The organism is Vreelandella xerophytica (assembly GCF_968048975.1).
In genome coordinates this window covers 650,470-670,029 of the sequence record NZ_OZ309106.1, presented here as the reverse complement: position 1 = coordinate 670,029, position 19,560 = coordinate 650,470, and the positions used below count along the sequence as shown (strand labels likewise).

The 19,560-nt window shown below is 61.2% G+C and carries 16 protein-coding genes and 5 tRNA genes; 6 read left to right on the top strand and 15 right to left on the bottom strand.

Features of this window, described 5'->3' with window-relative positions; translation table 11 throughout:
• Window positions 1–261 precede the first annotated feature (261 nt).
• Complete coding sequence (locus ACWF8S_RS03175; RefSeq protein WP_447555377.1) at window positions 262–1,953, top strand: L-lactate permease; 1,692 nt, start codon at window positions 262–264, stop codon at window positions 1,951–1,953.
• Between the two features lie 83 nt (window positions 1,954–2,036).
• Here the strand turns inward: ACWF8S_RS03175 and ACWF8S_RS03170 are convergent, their stop codons facing one another.
• From ACWF8S_RS03170 to ACWF8S_RS03130, 9 genes are all read right to left on the bottom strand, one after another.
• Entirely contained in the window at window positions 2,037–2,561 is a 525-nt protein-coding gene (locus tag ACWF8S_RS03170; RefSeq protein ID WP_447555376.1) for a gamma carbonic anhydrase family protein, read from the bottom strand.
• Between the two features lie 55 nt (window positions 2,562–2,616).
• Window positions 2,617–5,619 (bottom strand): FAD-binding and (Fe-S)-binding domain-containing protein, encoded by a 3,003-nt coding sequence (locus tag ACWF8S_RS03165; protein ID WP_447555374.1) that lies wholly within the window; start codon window positions 5,617–5,619, stop codon window positions 2,617–2,619.
• Window positions 5,620–5,634: 15 nt separating this feature from the next.
• A complete protein-coding gene (locus ACWF8S_RS03160; protein WP_447555373.1) occupies window positions 5,635–6,858 on the bottom strand; it encodes a pyridoxal-phosphate-dependent aminotransferase family protein in 1,224 nt (407 codons plus the stop codon).
• Between the two features lie 74 nt (window positions 6,859–6,932).
• Window positions 6,933–8,120, bottom strand: a complete 1,188-nt coding sequence (locus tag ACWF8S_RS03155) for a CaiB/BaiF CoA transferase family protein (protein WP_447555372.1) — start codon at window positions 8,118–8,120, stop codon at window positions 6,933–6,935.
• Window positions 8,121–8,140: 20 nt separating this feature from the next.
• Window positions 8,141–8,947: an enoyl-CoA hydratase gene (locus ACWF8S_RS03150; protein WP_447555371.1), complete on the bottom strand. Its 807-nt coding sequence runs from the start codon at window positions 8,945–8,947 to the stop codon at window positions 8,141–8,143.
• Between the two features lie 26 nt (window positions 8,948–8,973).
• The gene (locus ACWF8S_RS03145; RefSeq protein ID WP_447555370.1) at window positions 8,974–10,260 is read right to left on the bottom strand and encodes a TRAP transporter large permease; all 1,287 of its coding nucleotides are present in this window, start codon (window positions 10,258–10,260) and stop codon (window positions 8,974–8,976) included.
• 9 nt (window positions 10,261–10,269) lie between these two features.
• Window positions 10,270–10,830: a TRAP transporter small permease gene (locus ACWF8S_RS03140; RefSeq protein WP_447555368.1), complete on the bottom strand. Its 561-nt coding sequence runs from the start codon at window positions 10,828–10,830 to the stop codon at window positions 10,270–10,272.
• Window positions 10,831–10,885: 55 nt separating this feature from the next.
• Window positions 10,886–11,863 carry a TRAP transporter substrate-binding protein gene (locus tag ACWF8S_RS03135; RefSeq protein WP_447555367.1) on the bottom strand — a complete coding sequence of 326 codons (978 nt, stop codon included), beginning with the start codon at window positions 11,861–11,863 and terminating at the stop codon, window positions 10,886–10,888.
• Between the two features lie 305 nt (window positions 11,864–12,168).
• Window positions 12,169–12,627: a GlcG/HbpS family heme-binding protein gene (locus ACWF8S_RS03130; protein ID WP_447555366.1), complete on the bottom strand. Its 459-nt coding sequence runs from the start codon at window positions 12,625–12,627 to the stop codon at window positions 12,169–12,171.
• A 204-nt stretch (window positions 12,628–12,831) separates the two neighbouring features.
• Here ACWF8S_RS03130 and ACWF8S_RS03125 point away from each other — a divergent pair, with 204 nt between their 5' ends.
• Window positions 12,832–13,512 (top strand): GntR family transcriptional regulator, encoded by a 681-nt coding sequence (locus ACWF8S_RS03125; protein ID WP_447555365.1) that lies wholly within the window; start codon window positions 12,832–12,834, stop codon window positions 13,510–13,512.
• A gap of 8 nt (window positions 13,513–13,520) precedes the next feature.
• On the opposite strand, the gene glcC is transcribed toward ACWF8S_RS03125, so the two are convergent.
• Entirely contained in the window at window positions 13,521–14,273 is a 753-nt protein-coding gene (gene glcC / locus ACWF8S_RS03120; RefSeq protein WP_447556542.1) for a transcriptional regulator GlcC, read from the bottom strand.
• Window positions 14,274–14,465: 192 nt separating this feature from the next.
• Here glcC and glcD point away from each other — a divergent pair, with 192 nt between their 5' ends.
• The 4 genes from glcD (at window position 14,466) to ACWF8S_RS03100 (ending at window position 18,803) form a co-directional block, all read left to right on the top strand.
• Window positions 14,466–15,965 (top strand): glycolate oxidase subunit GlcD, encoded by a 1,500-nt coding sequence (glcD, locus tag ACWF8S_RS03115; protein ID WP_447555364.1) that lies wholly within the window; start codon window positions 14,466–14,468, stop codon window positions 15,963–15,965.
• Window positions 15,966–15,997: 32 nt separating this feature from the next.
• Window positions 15,998–17,098: a glycolate oxidase subunit GlcE gene (gene glcE, locus ACWF8S_RS03110; protein ID WP_447555363.1), complete on the top strand. Its 1,101-nt coding sequence runs from the start codon at window positions 15,998–16,000 to the stop codon at window positions 17,096–17,098.
• An 11-nt stretch (window positions 17,099–17,109) separates the two neighbouring features.
• On the top strand, window positions 17,110–18,339 hold the full coding sequence (gene glcF, locus ACWF8S_RS03105) for a glycolate oxidase subunit GlcF (protein ID WP_447555362.1): 1,230 nt from the start codon (window positions 17,110–17,112) through the stop codon (window positions 18,337–18,339).
• Window positions 18,340–18,401: 62 nt separating this feature from the next.
• On the top strand, window positions 18,402–18,803 hold the full coding sequence (locus ACWF8S_RS03100; protein ID WP_447555361.1) for a heme-binding protein: 402 nt from the start codon (window positions 18,402–18,404) through the stop codon (window positions 18,801–18,803).
• A gap of 160 nt (window positions 18,804–18,963) precedes the next feature.
• On the opposite strand, the gene ACWF8S_RS03095 is transcribed toward ACWF8S_RS03100, so the two are convergent.
• The 5 genes from ACWF8S_RS03095 to ACWF8S_RS03075 form a co-directional block, all read right to left on the bottom strand.
• Window positions 18,964–19,040: transfer RNA gene (locus tag ACWF8S_RS03095), tRNA-Asp, on the bottom strand.
• A gap of 45 nt (window positions 19,041–19,085) precedes the next feature.
• A tRNA-Val gene (locus tag ACWF8S_RS03090) sits at window positions 19,086–19,161 on the bottom strand.
• 48 nt (window positions 19,162–19,209) lie between these two features.
• A tRNA-Asp gene (locus ACWF8S_RS03085) sits at window positions 19,210–19,286 on the bottom strand.
• A gap of 34 nt (window positions 19,287–19,320) precedes the next feature.
• Window positions 19,321–19,397 (bottom strand) — tRNA-Asp (locus ACWF8S_RS03080).
• A gap of 47 nt (window positions 19,398–19,444) precedes the next feature.
• A tRNA-Val gene (locus tag ACWF8S_RS03075) sits at window positions 19,445–19,520 on the bottom strand.
• Between the last annotated feature and the right edge of the window lie 40 nt (window positions 19,521–19,560).

The window sequence follows — 19,560 nt, the reverse complement described above, 5'->3', positions numbered from 1 at the left end:
CTATCTATTAGTCTAATGATCGAGGTAAGCCACCCAACATACCGCTTATTGAAAAAATTAGGATATACAAAAACTTAAGCTTAACGATCCAGCTTTAACGACCGCTCAGGCAACCTGATGATTGGTAAGACCAATTTTCCAATGTAGTCATGGTGCCCGGCTGATCGTATCTTGCACGTGGAACCGTCGAGGTGGTGCGCGCGCCCGGCGTCGATAACTTGAAAGCGTAGCCGATTAACAATACAAGGGGCCGTTTTTTTCATGAGCGATACGATACTTGGATTACTGGCGTTTCTGCCGCTGTTGCTTGCAGGTATTTTGCTGATTGGCTTCAAGATACCCGCCAGGATCGCCATGCCGATCGTCTTTCTGACCGCGGCAATCATCGGCTTGACCGCCTGGGACATGACATTCAACCGAGTGGCCGCCTCCACCATTCAGGGCTTGATCCAGACTGCGGGGCTTTTGTGGATCATCTTCGGGGCGATCTTGCTGCTCAACACGCTCAAGCACTCCGGGGGCATCACCGCCATTCGTAATGGCTTCTCCGGCATCAGCCCGGACCGCCGGGTACAGGCATTGATCGTGGCGTGGCTGTTTGGCTGCTTTATCGAAGGTGCCTCGGGCTTTGGCACCCCCGCTGCCGTGGCGGCGCCGCTGATGGTCGCACTCGGCTTCCCCGCCCTGGCCGCCGTGGTCGTGGGCATGATGCTGCAATCTACCCCGGTCTCCTTTGGTGCCGTGGGCACGCCGATCATCGTAGGCGTGGGCACCGGGCTTGACCGTAACGGCGTCACCGCCGACCTGGCCGCCAACGGCTCGTCCTGGGACGTGTTCTTTCAACTGATCACCAGCGAAGTCGTCATCACCCATGGCATCATCGGTCTTTTGATGCCCTTGATTCTGGTGACGGTGATGGTGCGCTTCTTCGGCGCCAACAAGTCCTGGAAAGAGGGCCTGTCGATTACGCCCTTCGCGATCTTTACCGGTATCGCCTTCGTGGTGCCGTACATGCTGGTCGGCGTTTTCCTGGGCCCGGAATTTCCCTCGATGATTGGTGCGATGGTAGGTCTTGCCATCGTGGTGCCGGCGGCGCGCAAGGGCTTCTTGCTGCCCAAGGACACCTGGGACTTTCCCGAAGCCAAATCCTGGCCGGACGAATGGATCGGCAACCTGCAGATCAAGCTCGATGACGTGGCAGGCCAGGCGCCCATGTCCACGCTGCGCGGCTGGATTCCCTACGTGCTGCTGGCAATCTTCCTGGTGGCCTCGCGCACTATCGAGCCGCTACAAGCCGCGCTTACGTCCATCAACCTGAACTGGGCCAATATTCTGGGCGAAACCGGCGTGAGCGGCGGCGTGCAGCCCCTGTACCTGCCGGGCGGTATCATCATCGCCGTGGTGCTGATCACCTTTTTCCTGCACAAGATGAACGGCAGCCAGCTCAAGGCGGCGATGTCGGAGTCCACCAGGACCATCTTCGGCGCAGGCTTCGTGCTGGTATTCACCGTGCCGATGGTGCGCATTCTGATCAACTCCGGGGTGAACGAGGCGGATCTGGTCTCCATGCCGGTGATGATGGCTCAGGCGGTGGCCAACGGCGTGGGGGATATCTACCCGCTCTTCGCGCCTGCCGTCGGAGCGCTGGGCGCCTTTATCGCAGGTTCCAACACGGTCTCGAACCTGATGCTTTCAGAGTTTCAGTTCAACGTGGCCCAGAGTCTGGGGCTTTCCACCGCGATGATGGTCGCGCTTCAGGCCGTGGGCGCGGCGGCGGGCAACATGATCGCCATCCATAACGTGGTTGCAGCGTCTGCCACTGTGGGCCTGCTGGGGCGTGAAGGGGCAACGATCCGCATCACCATTTTGCCCACGCTTTACTACATCACCTTCGCCGGCATCATCGCTCTGCTCGCGTTTTACGTACTCGGTGTCACCGATACGCTGATGTAGCTTCACGGCAACGAACGTCAAGCGTAAAAAAACCACCCCTCGGGGTGGTTTTTCTTTAGCCGCTCAAGGATCGACACGCTTCACTAACCGATACGCTTGAGCTCCTTGGCATGCTGCTGGCCTCGTTCGACATAGCTCTGGGCATTCAACTTGAGCCCTTCCACTGCGCCTTCAGGCAGCTCCTTCACCACCCGCGCAGGCGAGCCCACGATCAGCGAATTGGGCGGAAACACCGCGCCCTCCTTCACAAAGGCGCAGGCCCCGACCAGACTGTTCTCCCCGATCACTGCGCCGTTGAGAATCACCGCCTGAATGCCGATCAGACAGCCATCCTCCACCGTGCAGCCGTGAAGCATGGCCTGGTGGCCGACGGTGACGCCCTTGCCCACTTTCAAGGGAAAGCCCGGGTCGGCGTGGAGCACCGCGCCATCCTGGATATTGCTGTCCTCGCCCACTTCCAGGCGTTCGGTATCGCCGCGCAGCACGGCTTGATACCAGACACTGGCGCGCGTCTTGAGCATCACCTTACCGATCACATCCGCGGTTTCGGCAATGTAGACACCGTCGGCGATATCCGGACGTTCCTCACCAAATTGATAAATGGCCACGTTAGACTCCTGTTGTTCGTTGTATCGTCGATCCACTACGCTTTTCACGTCACGCTTAGGCTAACGCTTGTTCCAGCACGCGGGCAACGTGAATGGCGTCCCGCCCGGTGCCATCGTGAATCTGGTGGCGACAGCTGGTGCCATCGGCCACCACCAGGGTGTCTGCCTCACACTCGCGAATCGCGGGCAAAAGGCTCAGCTCGGCCATCTTTTGCGAGGCGGCGAAGTGCTCGGCTTCATAACCGAAGCTTCCCGCCATGCCGCAGCAGGAGGATTCGATGGTTTTGACCTCGAGCTCGGGAATCCAGCTCAGCACTTCCTCGACGGGTTTGAGTGCATCAAACGCCTTCTGGTGGCAGTGCCCATGCAGCATGGCGCGCTTGGTCGCTAACGGAGAAAGTTTCAGGGAAAGCTCGCCGGCAGCTCTGGCCTTGACCAGGAATTCCTCGAACAGGTAGGCCGACTCGGAAAGCGCCTGGGCCTGCTCACCAAAGCCGTACTGCAGGAACTCATCGCGCAGCGTGAGCAGACACGAAGGCTCCAGCCCCACCACCGCCACGCCACGTTCGACAAACGGCATCAGGTGATCCAGCGTTCGCCTGGCCTCCGCCTTGGCCTTGTCGAACTGCCCGGCGGAAAGATAAGTGCGCCCGCAGCACAGCGGCCGCTGGCCCTTGGTCACGTTCAGATGAACCCGATACCCCGCCGCTTCCAGCACGCGCTGGGCGGCGCGGGCGTTGGCGCTTTCCATGTAGTTGTTGAACGTGTCCACGAACAGCAGCACTTCGCGCAGGCCTGCCTCCCCGTCGCCTCGGCGATGATCTTCTGCCAGATAGTTGCCCGTGAACGCCGGGAAGGCGCGCTGCGGCGCTAGCTTCAGCGCTTTCTTGATCGGCACGGCCAGAAAGGGCAGCCGCTCGACGGCTTTTGTCAGCCCCGATACCCGGGCAGCCCAGGGGGCGTAGCGGGGCATCTCCCCCACCATGCGATCGCGAAGCGAGAGCCCCTTGAGCCGAGCCCGTGCCGTGCGCGCCTCGATCTTGAACTTGGCCATGTCCACGCCGGTGGGACAGTCGCGGCGGCACCCCTTGCAGGAAACACAGAGATCCAGCGCCTCTTTCACGCTGTCGCTGGCCAGGCCCTCGTTGCCGAGCTGGCCGGAAAGCACCAGGCGCAGCGTATTGGCGCGGCCCCGGGTGAGGTGCTTTTCATCCAGCGTTGCCCGGTAGCTTGGGCACATGGTGCCAGCATCGAACTTGCGACAATGCCCGTTGTTGTTGCACATCTCCACCGCCATGGCCAGGCCGTGGGTGGCGTCACCCGCCGAACCCGGCGGGCTCTGCTCGCCGGTGAGCGGGTCGCGCTCCACGTTCCAGGCCGACCAGTCGAACACCGGGGTGACCGGAATGCGGTTGTAGGTCGAGGGAAAGCGAAAGTAGCGCTCGTCGTCCATCTTCGGGGTATCGACGATCTTTCCAGGATTGTACCGATTGCCGGGGTCGAACAGCGCCTTGATCTCCTTGAAAGCGTCGTTGACGGTCTCGCCAAACTGCCAGGCCACCCACTCCCCTCGGCAGAGTCCATCGCCGTGCTCGCCGGAGTAGGCGCCCTTGTATTCGCGCACCAGACTCGAGGCATGTTCGGCGATCTCGCGCATCTTCTCCGCCCCGCCCCGACGCATGTCGAGAATCGGGCGTACGTGCAACGTGCCGGCGCCGGCATGGGCGTACCAGGTACCTTCGGTGCCGTAACGGTGAAAGACCTGGGTAAGCTTGTCGGTGTACTCGGCAAGATGCTCGAGCGGCACCGCACAGTCCTCGATGAACGAGACCGGCTTGCCGTCGCCTTTCATGCTCATCATGATGTTGAGCCCGGCCTTGCGCACGTTCCAGAGGGCCTTCTGCTCACCGGCGTCGGGAATATTCACCACGCTCTCGGCAAGACCCAGATCGCCCATCAGCTCGTTGAGTTCTTGAAGCCTTTGAAGCTGCTCGTTGCGATCGGTACCGGCGAATTCCACCAGCAGCATCGCCTCGGGCCGGCCGATCAGGGATTTCTCGATTACCGGGCGAAAGGCGGGGTTTTCAAGCGACAGCTCGATCATGGTGCGATCAACGAGCTCCACTGCCATGGGCCCGAGCTTGGCGATGTGCTGGGTAAGGTCCATTGCCTGATAAAAAGTCGGGAAGTTCACCACGCCCAGCACCTTCTGCTCCGGCAGTGGCGAAAGCCGAAGCTTGATGCGCCGGCTGACGCCCAGCGTCCCTTCAGAGCCGACGAACAGGTGCGCCAGGTTCGCCCGGCCCTGAGGGTCATAGGGAATCGGGTTCTGGCAGTCGAACAGATCCAGGTTGTAGCCGCCCACCCGGCGCAGTACCTTGGGAAAGTGCGCGCGAATCTCCGGGCTGACTCGCTCGGCAATGGCTTTTACCCGGCCGGCAAGGTCGGCTTCTCGGCTGCCCTTGGCCATTTCATCCACGAAGCCGAGGTTCACTTCGCTGCCGTCGGCAAGCACTGCTTCGATCCCCAGGACGTTGTGCACCATGTTGCCGTAGTAGATCGAGCGCGACCCACAGGAGTTGTTGCCCGCCATGCCGCCAATGGTGCACTGGGCGCTGGTAGAGACATCCACCGGGTACCAGAGCCCGTGAGGTTTGAGCCAGGCGTTCAGGTGATCCAGCACCACGCCAGGCTCCACGATCACGGTTTGTGCTTGGGCATCGAACTCCAGGATCTGGTTGAGCCAGCGTGTGGTGTCGAGGACCAGCCCCTCGCCGACGGTTTGCCCACACTGGCTGGTGCCGCCCCCGCGGGCGAGCACCGGCACCTCAAAGTCTCGGGCGATATCCAGCGCTATCTTGAGATCCTCCTGATGGCGCGGAATCACCACCCCTGTCGGTGTGATCTGATAGATCGAAGCATCGGTTGCGTAGCGCCCGCGACTGCCGGGGTCGAAAAGTACGTCACCGGCGAGTTCCCGAGATAGCCTGGCGGCAAACTCACTCACCGGCTTGACCCTGGCGCTGGCTGAGCGAGGCGGTTGCGTCAGTGATGTCATGGCGTGCCCCCCGGCCTACTGGCCTGATTGATCGCGGGAAAACCGACCTGGATGCTCAGAGAAATAGTCGAGTGCGGCGGTGACACCGCTTCCCTGAAGTGTCACCCCGGCAAGCTTCAACCCCGCCTCGCAGCCGCCGAGCGTGGCGATCAAGGTGAGATCGTTGCAGTCGCCCAGGTGACCGATCCGGAACATTGTGCCCTTGGCCTTGCCAAGCCCCATGCCCAGTGAAAGGTCGAAGCGCTCGTAGATGAGCTTGCGCACCGCGTCGGCATCCACGCCCTCGGGCATCACCACGCCGGTGAGTACCGGGGAATACAGCGCCGGGTCCTGGCACTGAATCTCCAGCCCCCACGCCTTCACCGCCGCGCGCACTCCGGCGCCCCAGCGCGCGTGGCGCTCGAGTACATGCTCCATGCCTTCTTCCAACAGCATGTCGAGTGCTTCGTTCAACCCGTAGAGCAGGTTGGTGCTGGGCGTGTAGGGCCAGTAGCCGTTCTTGTTGGCCTCCAGAATCTCGTCCCAGGCCCAGAAGCTTTTGGGAAGCTTGGCATTCTTGCTCGCCTCGATCGCCCTGGGCGAGAGCGCGTTGAAGCTGATGCCCGGCGGCAGCATCAGGCCCTTTTGCGAGCCCGAGACGGTCACGTCCACGCCCCACTCGTCGTGGCGGTAGTCGGCGCTGGCAAGCCCGGAAATGGTATCGACGATCAGAAGCGCCGGGTGGCCGGCGGCGTCGATGGCCCGGCGCACCGCGGCGATGTCGCTGGTCACACCGGTAGAGGTTTCGTTGTGCACCACACACACCGCCTTGAGGACGTGCTCGCTATCGTCTTTCAGCCGCGCTTCGATCATGTCCGCCTGCACACCCTGACGCCAGCCTTCCAGACCGGGCAGACCGAGGAACTCGGGCTCGAGCTGCAGCCGGCGCGCCATCTTTTCCCACAGCGTGGCGAAGTGGCCGGTTTCGAACATCAAGACCTGATCACCGGGCGATAGCGTATTGGCCAGTGCGGCCTCCCAGGCGCCGGTGCCCGAGGCGGGGTAGATGATCACCGGATGCTCGGTCTTGAAGACCTTCTGAATCTTGGCTAGAAGATCCAACCCCAGCGCGCCGAACTCCGGGCCGCGGTGGTCGATGGTGGGCAGGCTCATGGCGCGCAGAATGCGATCCGGCACCGGCGAGGGGCCCGGAATCTGCAGGAAGTGGCGGCCGGTGGGGTGAAAGTCGAGATTCAACATGATGATGTCCTTTTGTTGTTGTCGCTTCGATATTTGGATAATGAATGCAATTAAGCTGTTTAAAAAAACGCCCGCTACTTGATGCAGCCTTCGTCACGCAGGGTATCCAACTGCGCCTGGCTCATGCCCAGCCCGCCGAGCACCTCGTCGGTGTGCTGAGCGAAAAGCGGCGCTGCGCTGCGGATTTGCGAAGGCGTTTGGGAGAACTTGCTGGGAAAACCGATGGTCTTCATCTTGCCGATCACCGGGTGCTCCATCTCCTGCACCATGTCCCGGGCCAGATAGTGCTCGTCTCTCAATGCCTCGGCGAAGTTGTTGATCGGCCCGGCGGGGACGCCGGCGCTGTCGCAAAGGGTCAGCCACTCGTCCACCGTGCGCGCGGCCATCAACTCTTCCAGCAGTGCTTCCAGCTCGTCGACGTGCTGGCCGCGGTCATGATTGGTCAGAAACCGGGCATCCTCCATCAATTCGGGCTTGCCCAGCACATCAGAACACAAGCGCTCCCAGGTGCGCTGGTTGGCGCAGCCCAGCATCAGATAGCCGTCGCTTGCCTTGACCGCCTGGTACGGCGCCGACACCCGGTGGCGCCAGCCGGTGGGCTCGGGCAGGGTTTCTTCAGCGAAGTAGGCGGCCGCCTCCCAGGTGAACCACGGCAAGCCACACTCGGTAATCGCGATATCGATATGCTGACCCTCGCCGGTATTCATCTTGTGAATATGCGCGGCGAGTATCGAGTAGACGGCGGTGATCCCGGCGCCGATGTCGTAGACCGCGATGCCGGTCTTGAGCGGACGCCGCCCGGGCTCGCCGGTCATCGACATCAGCCCGGTCATCCCCTGGGCGACCAGGTCAAAGCCGCCTTTGTGGCTGTAGGGGCCGGTCTGTCCATACCCGGAAATCGAGCAGTAGACGATACTCGGGTTGATCGCCTTGATGGTGTCGTAGTCGATGGCCAGCGACTTCGTCACACCCGGGCGGTAGTTCTCGACGATGACGTCGGCATCCCGGGCCAACTGGTAGAAAATCTCCCGGCCCCGCGCCTCTTTCAGGTTCAGCGAAATGCTTTTCTTGTTACGGTTGATCTGAGAGAAACAGGTGGATTCGCCGTTCACGTACGGGCCCATCTGACGGCTGTCGTCGCCGCCATTGAGCTTTTCGACCTTGATCACCTCCGCGCCCATGTCTGCCAGCACCATGGTGCAGTAGGGCCCGGCCATGATCTGGGATACATCGAGTACCTTGATATTGTTCAACGCTTGCATGCGCTTATCTCCTTGCCTTGTTAGCGGCCAGACCACTCGAAGGGGGTCTTGTTGACGAACTTGTCCACCGCCGCGCCGAAGTCCTCGCTCATGTAACAGATGCTGACCCAGTCATCACCGGCATCCGGCGAGAGCCGCCCCGCCTGCTGCACGCGATTGATCAAGGCCTTGCTGGCCTGCAGCGTGAGCGGGGCGCGCTTCAAGAAATCCGCCGCCCGCTTACTCACTTCGTCATGAATACTCTCGGCGGGGAACAGCGCGTTGACCAGACCCAGTTCCAGCGCCTCGTCCCCGCTGACCAGCCGCGCCATCATCAGCACTTCCTTGGTGCGCGCGGTGCCCAGCATCTCCAGAAGCCTTGAGACGTTGGTGATCGAGAGCGTGTTGCCCAGCGTCTTGGCAATGGGGACGCCGAATTTCATCGACGCCGTGGCGTAGCGGAAATCGCACACCAGCGCCAGCGCCGCCCCGCCGCCCACACAGGCCCCTTCGATCAGCGCAAGCGTAGGCTTGGGAAAGCGCTCGAGCTTGCCCACTACCCGGTCGATGCGCCGCTCGTAGTCGATGGCATCCGCGGGCTTGTCGAAGCCTGCAAACTGGGTAATATCGGTGCCGGCCACGAAAGCCTCGCCGCCCACCCCAAAAAGTACCAGGGCGTGCACGCCGCTATCATCAATCAGTGTGTCGCAGTAGTACTCGAGCGCGTTGTACATCTCCCAGGTCATGGCATTGCGGCTTTGCGGGCGGTTGAAGCCCAGCCAGGCGACCCCTTCTTTCACCTCGAACTGGACGCTATCCGTCTTGGGCTTTTGCGATTTCTGCGTCATTGTCTTTCTCCTTTCGTGGTCATGGGTCAGGTGCCATAGACGAAGTTGACCAGCGCCAGCGCAAAGGCAGGAATATAGGTGTTGATCATCAAGATGGTGAACAGCACCGCGATGAACCACAGGTTGGTTTTCGACGTCGCCCAGATATCGGACTTGGCAATCGAGCACGACGCGATGAGTACACTCGCCACCGGCGGGGTCTGCTGGCCGATGGCCAGGTTCAGCGTGACGATCAAGCCAAAGTGCAGCGGGTCGATTCCCACTTCGATCACCAGGGGCAGCACGATCGGCACCACCAGGATGATGGCGGCCGCGGAGTGCAGGAAGATGCCCAGAATCAGGAAAATGATGTTCAAGAGCGCCAGGATGACGTAGCGATTGTCGGTCCACTCACTGATCTGCATGGCGATGCCCTGGGGCACGCGGGTTTCGGTCAGATACCCGCCCACCACGGCGGACGCCGCCACCAGCAGCATGACCACCGCGGTCTGTACGCCGGCGCTCTTGCAGGAGTCGATGAAGTTCTTGATCGTGAACTCGCGATAGATCACCGCGCTGATGAAGATCGCCACGCACACGGCGAGTGCCGCGCCTTCGGTGGCGGTCACGAAACCGCCGAAGATGCCGCCCAGGATGATGACCGGAATCAGCAGCGCCCATACCGCTTCTTTCAGCGCCGTGCCGAGTACCGAGAGGCGAAAGCGCCCTTCCGAGGGGAAGTTGTACTTGCGCGCCAGGTAGTAGCACATCGCTGCCAGGCCCATCGCGCCGAGAAGCCCGGGGAAGATGCCTGCGACGAACATCTGCACCACCGATTCACCGGACATCACCGCGTAAAGAATCATGGGGATGGAAGGCGGCAAAATGATCGCAAGACTCGCCGCCGACGAGGAGATCGAGGCGGCGAACTCCTTGGAGTAGCCTTTCTTGCGCATGGCAGGAATCAGGATGCTGCCGATCGCCGAAACCCCGGCCACCGACGAGCCGGAGATTTCTGCGAAGAACACCGAGGCGCCGATGGTGACCATCGAAAGCCCGCCCTTGATGAAACCGACCATGGCCATGGCCAGATCGATCAAGCGCCGCGAAATGCTCGAGGCGTTCATGATGGCACCGGCCAGAATGAACAGCGGTATCGCGATGAGCGGGAAGTTGGTGGCGCCTTCGAACATCGTCATGCCGACGGTGGGCATCGCCATGCTGCCGTAGGTCATGAAGGTGGCCGCCGTGCCCACCAGGGCGAGTGCAACCGCCACGGGCACGTTGATCAGAATCAGCACGATCAGTGCCAGGAAGATATAGAGAATCACCATGTCGTTTACCTATCCTCGCTGTTGTGTGCTGACGGCTTCGACTTCATCGGCATCGATCCCGGCTTCTTCGAGCTCGTGGTCGATGAACCCCTTACCTCGCGCTTGCTTGATGATATCGGGCAGGCGCAATAACTCGGCGATGATGAAGAGAACGGACGCCACGGGAATGGCGGACTGGGTCAACTGCATGGAAATCGACGGCAGGCTGACCATGTTCACCCCGTCGAGAATCAGGATGACCTGATAGCTTGCCAGCCCCAAAAAGACGAAAAAGCCGATGGTGATTGCCTCGGCCAGCAGCGCGATAGGCACGCGTATGGCGGGCGGGCACATGTTCAGAACGCTGGGACAGGTGATATGGGCGCCCTTCGCCGCCGCCAGGGCGGTGCCGTAGTAGGTCACCCAGGCCAATAGCACCGCGGCCAGCTCGTCGTACCAGCTAAGCGGCGAGCCCAGATAGCGCGTCACGAACCCGATGGTGACCACGCCGGCGAGTGCGATGACCAGCACCACCACGATCGCTTCGAGAAAGGTGAAATAGCCTTTCTTGAACGTATCAAAAGTACTCATTGAAACCTCCCGAGCCGAGAGGCGCCCGGTTAACGGGCGCCTCGAGCGATAATGGTTATTCGCGCAGCGCGTTGACCTGGTCGATCAGGTCCTGGCCGTTGTCGACCTCATCGGCGAACTCGGCATAGATGGGCTCGGAGGCTTCGGAAAATGCTTCGAAATCCACCTCGTTGATCTGCATGCCCTCTTCTTCCATACGGGCCAGGATCTCTTCATCGAGGCGCGCGCCCTCTTCGAGTGCGAAGTCCTCGATTTCCAGGGCAACCTCTTCGAGCACCGTGCGCACTTCTTCGGGCAGGCGATTCCAGCTCGCGCCGGCGACCAGGTACGCCGGGGTATAGACGTGGTTGGACATGGAGAGATACTCCTGCACTTCCTGGAAGCGCGAGGAATAGGTCTGGATCAGGGGGTTTTCCTGGCCGTCCATCGCGCCGGTCTGCAGGGCGACGAAGACCTCGGAGAGCGACATGGGCGAGGGAGCCGCGCCGTAGCTTCGAAACATCTCGATACGCCAGGTGCCGCTTGGGGTGCGCAGCTTGATGCCCTCGAGATCCGACGGCACGTTAATCGGGCGCACGTTGTTGGTGATCTGCCTGAAGCCGTTCTCCCATACGCCGAGAATCTTGAAGCCGCGAGCTTGCGAGGCCTCGGCAAGCGGGCCACGCACCACCTCGTCGCGTACACGCTTCATGTGCTCGCGATCTTCGATCAGGTAGGGCATCTCGAACAGGGCGAACTGCTCGTCTTCCGAACTCATCACCGTCGAAGGAATGGTGAGATCCAGCGAGCCCAGGCGCAGCCGGCGCAGCATGGATTCGTCACCACCTAGCTGGCTGTTGCCGTAAACGCTGACCTCCGCGACGCCATCGAGGCGCTCGTTGGCAAGTTCGGCAAAGCGGTTGGCGGTGATTTCGAACAGCGACCCCGGCCCCCCCACATGGCCAAGGCGCACTTCGGTATTGGCACTGGCGCCGAGTGCGCCCATACCAAGGGAGATGGCCGCAGCCACTAACGCGGGTTTGAAGAAATTCATAGAGCACTCCAGGCGAACACTTGTTGTTTTTAATTCGTCACCATCGTGGCATGGCGCCCGATGGCACCCGACGAGCCTTACTGATAACGGGGTGTTAAGCAGTAAGCGCTGGTCTTGCTGTTGTTGAGTGGCACACTTTGCTGTTCCACCACTTCAATTTGAATTCAAAATTCAAAATTAGGTATTAAACTTTCGTATCGCGGTCTCATGCAAAGCGTTAAACCGTTGATAATCAGATTTAAATAAACACATAAAAAAAAGGCGGCGCCGGTGTCGGCGCCGCCTTCAGCGAGAAAAAAGCCTACTCAGGGCTCGAAACCGGGCGATAAGCCTGCCGTCTCGATCCCCGCCGTGGCCACGTCCTGGTCTTCACTCGAAGAGGCCCCGCTCACCCCGACCGCTCCGATGACGCACTGGTGCTCGTTCAAAATCAGCACGCCCCCGGCGACCGGCACGACCTGGCCTTGAGTAGCCGCGGCCACGCTTGCAAGAAAAGCGGGACGTTCCTGATTGCGCTCCCCCATGACGCCGCTCGAAATCCCCATCCCCAGGGCCGCGTAGGCCTTGGCATTGGCAACGGGAAAGCGTACCGGTCCGCAGCCGTCTTCGCGCTCGGCGGCCACCAGATTGCCGCCGCCGTCGAGAACCACCAGGGTGAGCGGGGGCAGGTCAAACTTGCGCGCCTTCTGCACGGCACCTTCAAGAATACGCCGGGCCTGTGCTCGGGTAAGCTGGACGCTGGCGAGGTAAACATTGCTTGGCATGGAAATCTTCCTTTATCGTTATTGGTTGGCAAGCGACAAGAACGCATTCACCCGACACGAGAAGGTATCGCCGGGCATTTGAATTCATAATTATCTTTGCAGATGATAGGGCGTATCGCCACTATAGGAAAAAAGCGCCGCCCACTGCGTCTCGTCTTCGAGCAGCGCCACGGGATGCGTGAGTCACGTTATAAGGACAGTGCCATGACCAAAATTTTGCAGCGCAACCTGTACCGCGAGGTGGCCGACCGCATTGGCGATTTGATCGAACACGGCGAACTGGCGCCGGGTGAGCGTATTTCGGAAAGAGAGCTTTGCGAAACCTTCGGCGTCTCGCGTACACCGCTTCGCGAGGCGCTCAAGGTACTTGCTGCCGAAGGGCTGATCGAGCTTCTACCCAACCGGGGCGCTCGAGTGGTGCGCTTGACCTTTAAAAAGGTGAAGGATACCTACGATCTGATGGCCGCGCTGGAGGGGCTCTCCGGCGAGCTGGCCTGCCAGCATATCAGCAGTGACGAGATCGCCATTATCCGCAAACTCCACGACAAGATGCTCGCGCACTACGAGTCGCGGGATTTGATGAGCTACTTCGAGGTCAACCGGCAGATACACGAGCACATTCTCATGGCCTCCAACAACGAGGTCCTCCAGGAGATGTACAGCAACCTGAGCCAGCGGGTAAAGCGCGTACGCTACTCCAAGAAAATGACAGACAGTTTCTGGCACCGAGCCGTTCAGGACCACGAAGCGATGATCAACGCGCTTGAACAACGCGATAGCCAAAAGCTCGGCCAGGTTCTGCGCGATCACTTGTGCAACAAGCTCGAAGTCGCAACGCTTGCCGGCGTCATCGAAGACGAGAGCCCCAACGCCGCCAATGCCTGAGCCCTGAACTAGCGCCACTCCTCCAAACGCATCGAGGAGCGCTCGAGGCGCTCGCTTTCCGCGTCGAGCTCGCGCAACAGTTCGGTGATGCTGCTCAAATGCTCGAGCGCGATGCGTTTGGCCTCGTCCGGGTCGCCCTTTATCACCGCTTGAAAAAGCTCTTCGTGCTGATGGTTGATCATCGCCCGCGGGCCCGAGTGGTGATAAAGATGTTTCACCGAGGCAAACACCGAGCTCAACAGCAGATCGGTCAGGCTTTGCAGCGTATGCACCAGCACCGGATTGTGCGAGGCCTGGGAAACGGCCAGGTGAAAGGCGTGGTCAAGGCGGGCCAGCTGCTGCACCTCGATGTCATCGTTGTCGGCCACGTAGTCGGCCATTTCCTGATAGCGCCGGGTAATCAGCACCCGGTCCATCGACGTGCCTCGCCGGGCGGCCAGATAAGCCGACTCACCTTCCAGCAGTGCGCGTACTTCCAGCAGATCGAACAGCGTGCGCGGATGGTCGCGAAACAGATGCATCAAGGGGCCTTGCTGGTTCATGGGCAACAGCGAAGCCACCACCGAGCCGCGCCCCTGGCGGGTCTCGATGATCATCTTGCTGCGCAGGATGCGCAACCCCTCGCGCAAGGAAGCCCGGGAGACGCCCAGGCGCTCGCAAAGCCGCCGCTCCGATGGCAACAGCTGTCCCGGGCGAAACACGCCCTCCAGAATCAGCTCTTCGATCCTGGCCGCCACATGCTCCGGGGTTCGCCGCCCCATCGGGGTTTCAAAAGGTGCCAACGTCACGCCTGCCTCCTTGTAGCGGGCCTTGAATAACTGGTCAGACCATTGCACCACAGGCTGGACAGCTACACAAAAAAAGCTCAGATTAACCGATATCGACGGCGCCTCGCCCTTGTCAAGTCAACGCGGGTACGTCAGACATGAGTACGACAAAACAACAGGATGGCTATGAATATCCTCTATGACGCGCGCCTCGACGGCGAGCTGATCGACCGTGACAAAAGCGAGGTATTGCGCGAACTCCAGCGCGCGGTGCCCACTCTTACCCTGCTTCACCGGGAGGAAGACCTGCGCCCGTTCGAGTGCGACGGCCTGGCAGCGTATCGCGTGCTGCCCATGCTCGTGGCACTCCCGGAAAGCCTCGATCAGGTCGAACATCTCTTGAAGTGCTGCTTTGAACTGGGCGTGCCCGTGGTCACCCGTGGCGCGGGCACCGGCCTTTCCGGCGGGGCGCTGCCGCTCGAGCAGGGCGTGCTTCTGGTGATGTCACGCTTCAACAAGATCATCGATGTCGATGCGGATGCACGTATTGCCCGGGTTCAGCCGGGGGTTCGCAACCTGGCGATTTCCGAGGCGGCCGCGCCCTTCGGGCTTTACTACGCCCCGGACCCTTCCTCGCAGATCGCTTGTTCGATTGGCGGCAACGTGGCGGAAAACGCCGGCGGCGTTCACTGCCTGAAGTACGGTCTGACCGTGCACAACGTGCTGCGCGTCGACGTGCTGACCATCGAAGGCGAACACATGACGCTCGGTTCGGAGGCGTTTGATGCGCCAGGCTTCGATCTACTGGCGCTGATGAACGGCTCGGAAGGCATGCTTGGGGTGGTCACCGAGATCACCGTGAAGCTTTTGCCCAAACCCGAAACCGCCAAGGTCTTGATGGCAAGCTTTGACGATGTGGAAAAAGCCGGCAAGGCAGTGGGCGATATCATCGCCGCGGGCATCATTCCCGGCGGGCTCGAGATGATGGACAAACTCGCCATCCAGGCCGCCGAGGACTTCGTCCGCGCGGGCTATCCGCTGGACGCCGAGGCAATCCTTCTTTGCGAGCTCGACGGCGTCGAGGCGGACGTGGACGACGACTGCGAAACGGTACGCCGGGTGCTGGAAAAAGCCGGCGCCACGGATATCCAGCAGGCCCGCGACGATATCGAACGTGCCAAGTTCTGGGCCGGGCGCAAGAATGCCTTCCCCGCCGTGGGGCGCATGTCGCCGGACTACTACTGCATGGACGGCACTATCCCCCGCCGCGAGCTGCCCCGGGTGCTCAAGGGCATCGCCGCGCTGTCCCAGGAGAGCGGGCTACGGGTGGCGAACGTGTTTCACGCCGGCGACGGCAACATGCACCCGTTGATCTTGTTCGATGCCAACAAGGAGGGCGAGCTTGAGCTTGCCGAGGACGTGGGTGGCAAGATTCTTGAGCTTTGCGTCGCCGCCGGCGGGTCGATCACCGGCGAACACGGCGTGGGTCGGGAAAAGATCAATCAGATGTGCAGCCAGTTCCAGCCTGACGAGATCAGCGTTTTCCACGCACTGAAGGCTGCCTTCGATGAGAAGCGCCTGCTCAACCCGGGCAAGAACATCCCCACCCTGGCGCGCTGCGCAGAATTCGGTGCCATGCACGTTCATAACAACGAGCTGCCCCACCCGGAGCTGCCGCGTTTCTGACGCCGGCCCGGTAGCAATATAAAGGAATGACCATGACAGACCCCGCAATACAAGTACCGGATCGCGATATCAGTGAGGCGCTTTGCCAGCAGGTCGCCAACGCGTACCAGACCCGAGCGCCGCTGCGCATCGTGGCCGGCGACACCCGCGGCTTTTACGGCCGTCCGGTAGAGGGTATCGCGCTCAACGTGGCCGAACACAGCGGCATCGTTTCCTACGACCCTGTGGAGCTTGTCGTCACCGTGCGCGCGGGTACGCGCCTGAACGTCCTGGAAGAAGCACTCGGCGAGCATCACCAGATGCTGCCCTTCGAGCCGCCGCGCTTTGGCCCGGCCAGCACCATCGGCGGGGTCGTTGCCACCGGGCTTTCCGGGCCGCGCCGCCCCTGGGCGGGAGCGGTGCGCGATTTCGTGCTGGGAAGCCACGTGATCACCCAGGAGGGCAAACAGCTGCGCTTTGGCGGCGAGGTGATGAAAAACGTCGCCGGCTACGATGTCTCGCGGTTGATGACCGGCGCCCAGGGCACACTTGGCGTGCTGGCCGACATCTCCTTCAAGGTGCTGCCCAAACCCAGCGCCTACCATAGCCTGCGCCTGGACGGCATCAGCATCGATGACGCGCTGACGACACTCTCCAGACTCGGCCGCGAGCCCTTGCCGATGACCGGAGCGGCGTGGCACCAAAACGCGCTGTTCATCCGTCTGGAAGGTGGCGAAAGTTCGGTGAAGGCAACTCGTGAGCGCCTGGGCGGCGAGACGGTTGAAGCGGATTTCTGGTCGAGGCTTCGCGATCACCAGCACGACTTTTTCACGCTGGGTGACGGCCAGGCACTGTGGCGCGCCTCGCTGCCACCGCATACCCGGCCGATAAAGCTTGATATCGACGAAGCGGATATCTTTTACGACTGGGCGGGCTGTCAGCGCTGGATCAAAACCCGCGACGGGCAGACGCTGCGCAAGGCGTGCCAGGAGGTCGGCGGACACGCCACCTGCTTTACGCCCGAGGCCCAGAGCGGTGACGAAGCGCCGTTTACACCGCTCGACCCAGTGGTGAAGAAGTACCACCAGAAGCTCAAGGCCGAGCTCGATACCCACGGCATTTTCAACCCGGGCCGCCTTTACGCGGGGCTTTAAGGAGAGCTTTCATGCAGACGCACTTTACCGATGCAGATCGCCAGAAACCGCATATCCAGGAAGCCGAACGCATCCTGCGTACCTGCGTGCACTGCGGCTTTTGCAATGCCACCTGCCCGACCTACCAGCTTCTGGGCGACGAGCGCGACGGCCCGCGCGGGCGTATCTACCTGATGAAGGAGCTTTTGGAGAGCCGTGACGACGACACCCAGGTGACCGAGGAAACGCGCCTTCATCTGGACCGCTGTCTGACCTGCCAGAACTGTGAAACGACCTGCCCGTCCGGGGTGGAGTATCACAAGCTCTTGAACATCGGCCGTGCGGAGATCGAGCGTCGGGTGCCGCGACCGGCGAGTGAGCGCGCCACGCGCTTTGCGCTGCGCAAGATGATGGTCGAGCCCAAGCGCTTTCAGACGCTCTTGAAACTCGGCCAGACCTTCAAGCCGCTGGTGCCCGCCACGCTCAGACACAAGATGCCGCCGCCTGCGGTGGATGCGGGCAAACGACCAACCACTCAGCACGCCCGCCAGATGCTGATACTGGAGGGCTGCGTGCAGCCGGGGCTTTCGCCCAATACCAACGCCGCCACCGCCCGGCTTCTGGACCGGCTGGGCATTGGGCTGACGCCGGTGACCGAGGCCGGCTGCTGCGGGGCAATCGACTTTCACCTGAACGCCCAGGAGGCGGGACGTGCGCGCATGCGCGCCAATATCGACGCCTGGTGGCCCCATGTAGAGCAGGGGGTCGAGGCGATCGTGCAAACCGCCAGCGGCTGCGGGGCGTTCATCAAGGAGTATGGCGAGATGCTCAAGGAAGATCCCGCCTACGCCGAAAAAGCCAGTCGCATCAGCGAACTGGCCCAGGATATCGTCGAAGTGCTGCGCGCGGAGCCGCTGGAAAGACTGGCCGTGAAAGCACCCAAGCGCCTGGCCTTTCATTGTCCCTGCACGCTGCAGCATGCTCAGAAGCTCAACGGTGCGGTAGAAGGCGTGCTGACAAAGCTCGGTTTCGAGCTGACCCCCGTGCAGGACAGCCACCTGTGCTGCGGCTCGGCAGGTACGTACTCCATTACCCAGCCCGAAATCGCCACAAAGCTTCGCGATAACAAGCTCAACGCCCTGGAAGCCGGCAAGCCGGAAATGATCGTCACTGCCAACATCGGCTGTCAGACGCATCTGGCCAGCGCCAACCGCACGCCGGTACGCCACTGGGTGGAGATCGTCGACGACGCCCTGGTATAACACCTGCGTTCAAACCCCAAGGCCGCGTCCGCGCGGCTTAACAACATCAAAAAGGAAGCAGCATGCAAACCAAAGCCATTCTGGGCCAGACCGATGTGACCGCCATTCTAGACGCTGCGCAAAAGGAAGCCGACAGCCAAGGCTGGGCGGTGACCATTGCCGTGGCTGACGATGGCGGCCACCTGCTCGGCCTTCGCCGCCTGGACGGCGCCGCGCCCTTCAGCGCCGAGGTCGCCACGCAAAAGGCACGCAGCGCCGCACTGGGCCGCAAGGAGACCCAGGTATTCGAGGAGATGATCAACAATGGCCGCACGGCGTTTGTCTCCGCTCCGCTGCAGGGCCTGCTTTCCGGCGGGGTGCCGATCACCGTGGATGGCCAGGTGGTCGGTTCGGTGGGCATTTCCGGCGTGAAACCCGACCAGGACGTACAGGTCGCCAAGGCCGGCGCCGCTGCCATTGGCTAAACGCCAGGCACGCGGACATGACCCTGGGCATTGGCTCGGGGTTTTTTTGGCAATCGTGAACAGGCTATCGAGCGCGCGAAAAGGCTCAATAAATGTCGGAAAAAGGATACGAAGAAAAAGAGATACGAAGTAGAGAGGACAAAGCAGGAAGGAAACTTGATGGCGGACCGGACGAGACTCGAACTCGCGACCTCCGGCGTGACAGGCCGGCATTCTAACCGACTGAACTACCGGTCCACTTTTGGAACGACCATTTGATTGCGGTTCAGAGGCGCTTTCAAATGGTGGGTGGTACTGGGTTCGAACCAGTGACCCCCAGCTTGTAAGGCTGGTGCTCTCCCAACTGAGCTAACCACCCATGATCGAAGCGTCGAAAACGCTCAATCACTATAGCGTATGTTATCGATGGCGGACCGGACGAGACTCGAACTCGCGACCTCCGGCGTGACAGGCCGGCATTCTAACCGACTGAACTACCGGTCCGAATAGCGATAACACAGAGCAATAAAAGTGATGATGGCGGACCGGACGAGACTCGAACTCGCGACCTCCGGCGTGACAGGCCGGCATTCTAACCAACTGAACTACCGGTCCACTATTGCATCAACAGTTACTGCAACACGTTTCCAACCCATTAAAAATGGTGGGTGGTACTGGGTTCGAACCAGTGACCCCCAGCTTGTAAGGCTGGTGCTCTCCCAACTGAGCTAACCACCCGCTGGTCACGTGGCGCTGCATTCTACCGGGTTTCGGGCTG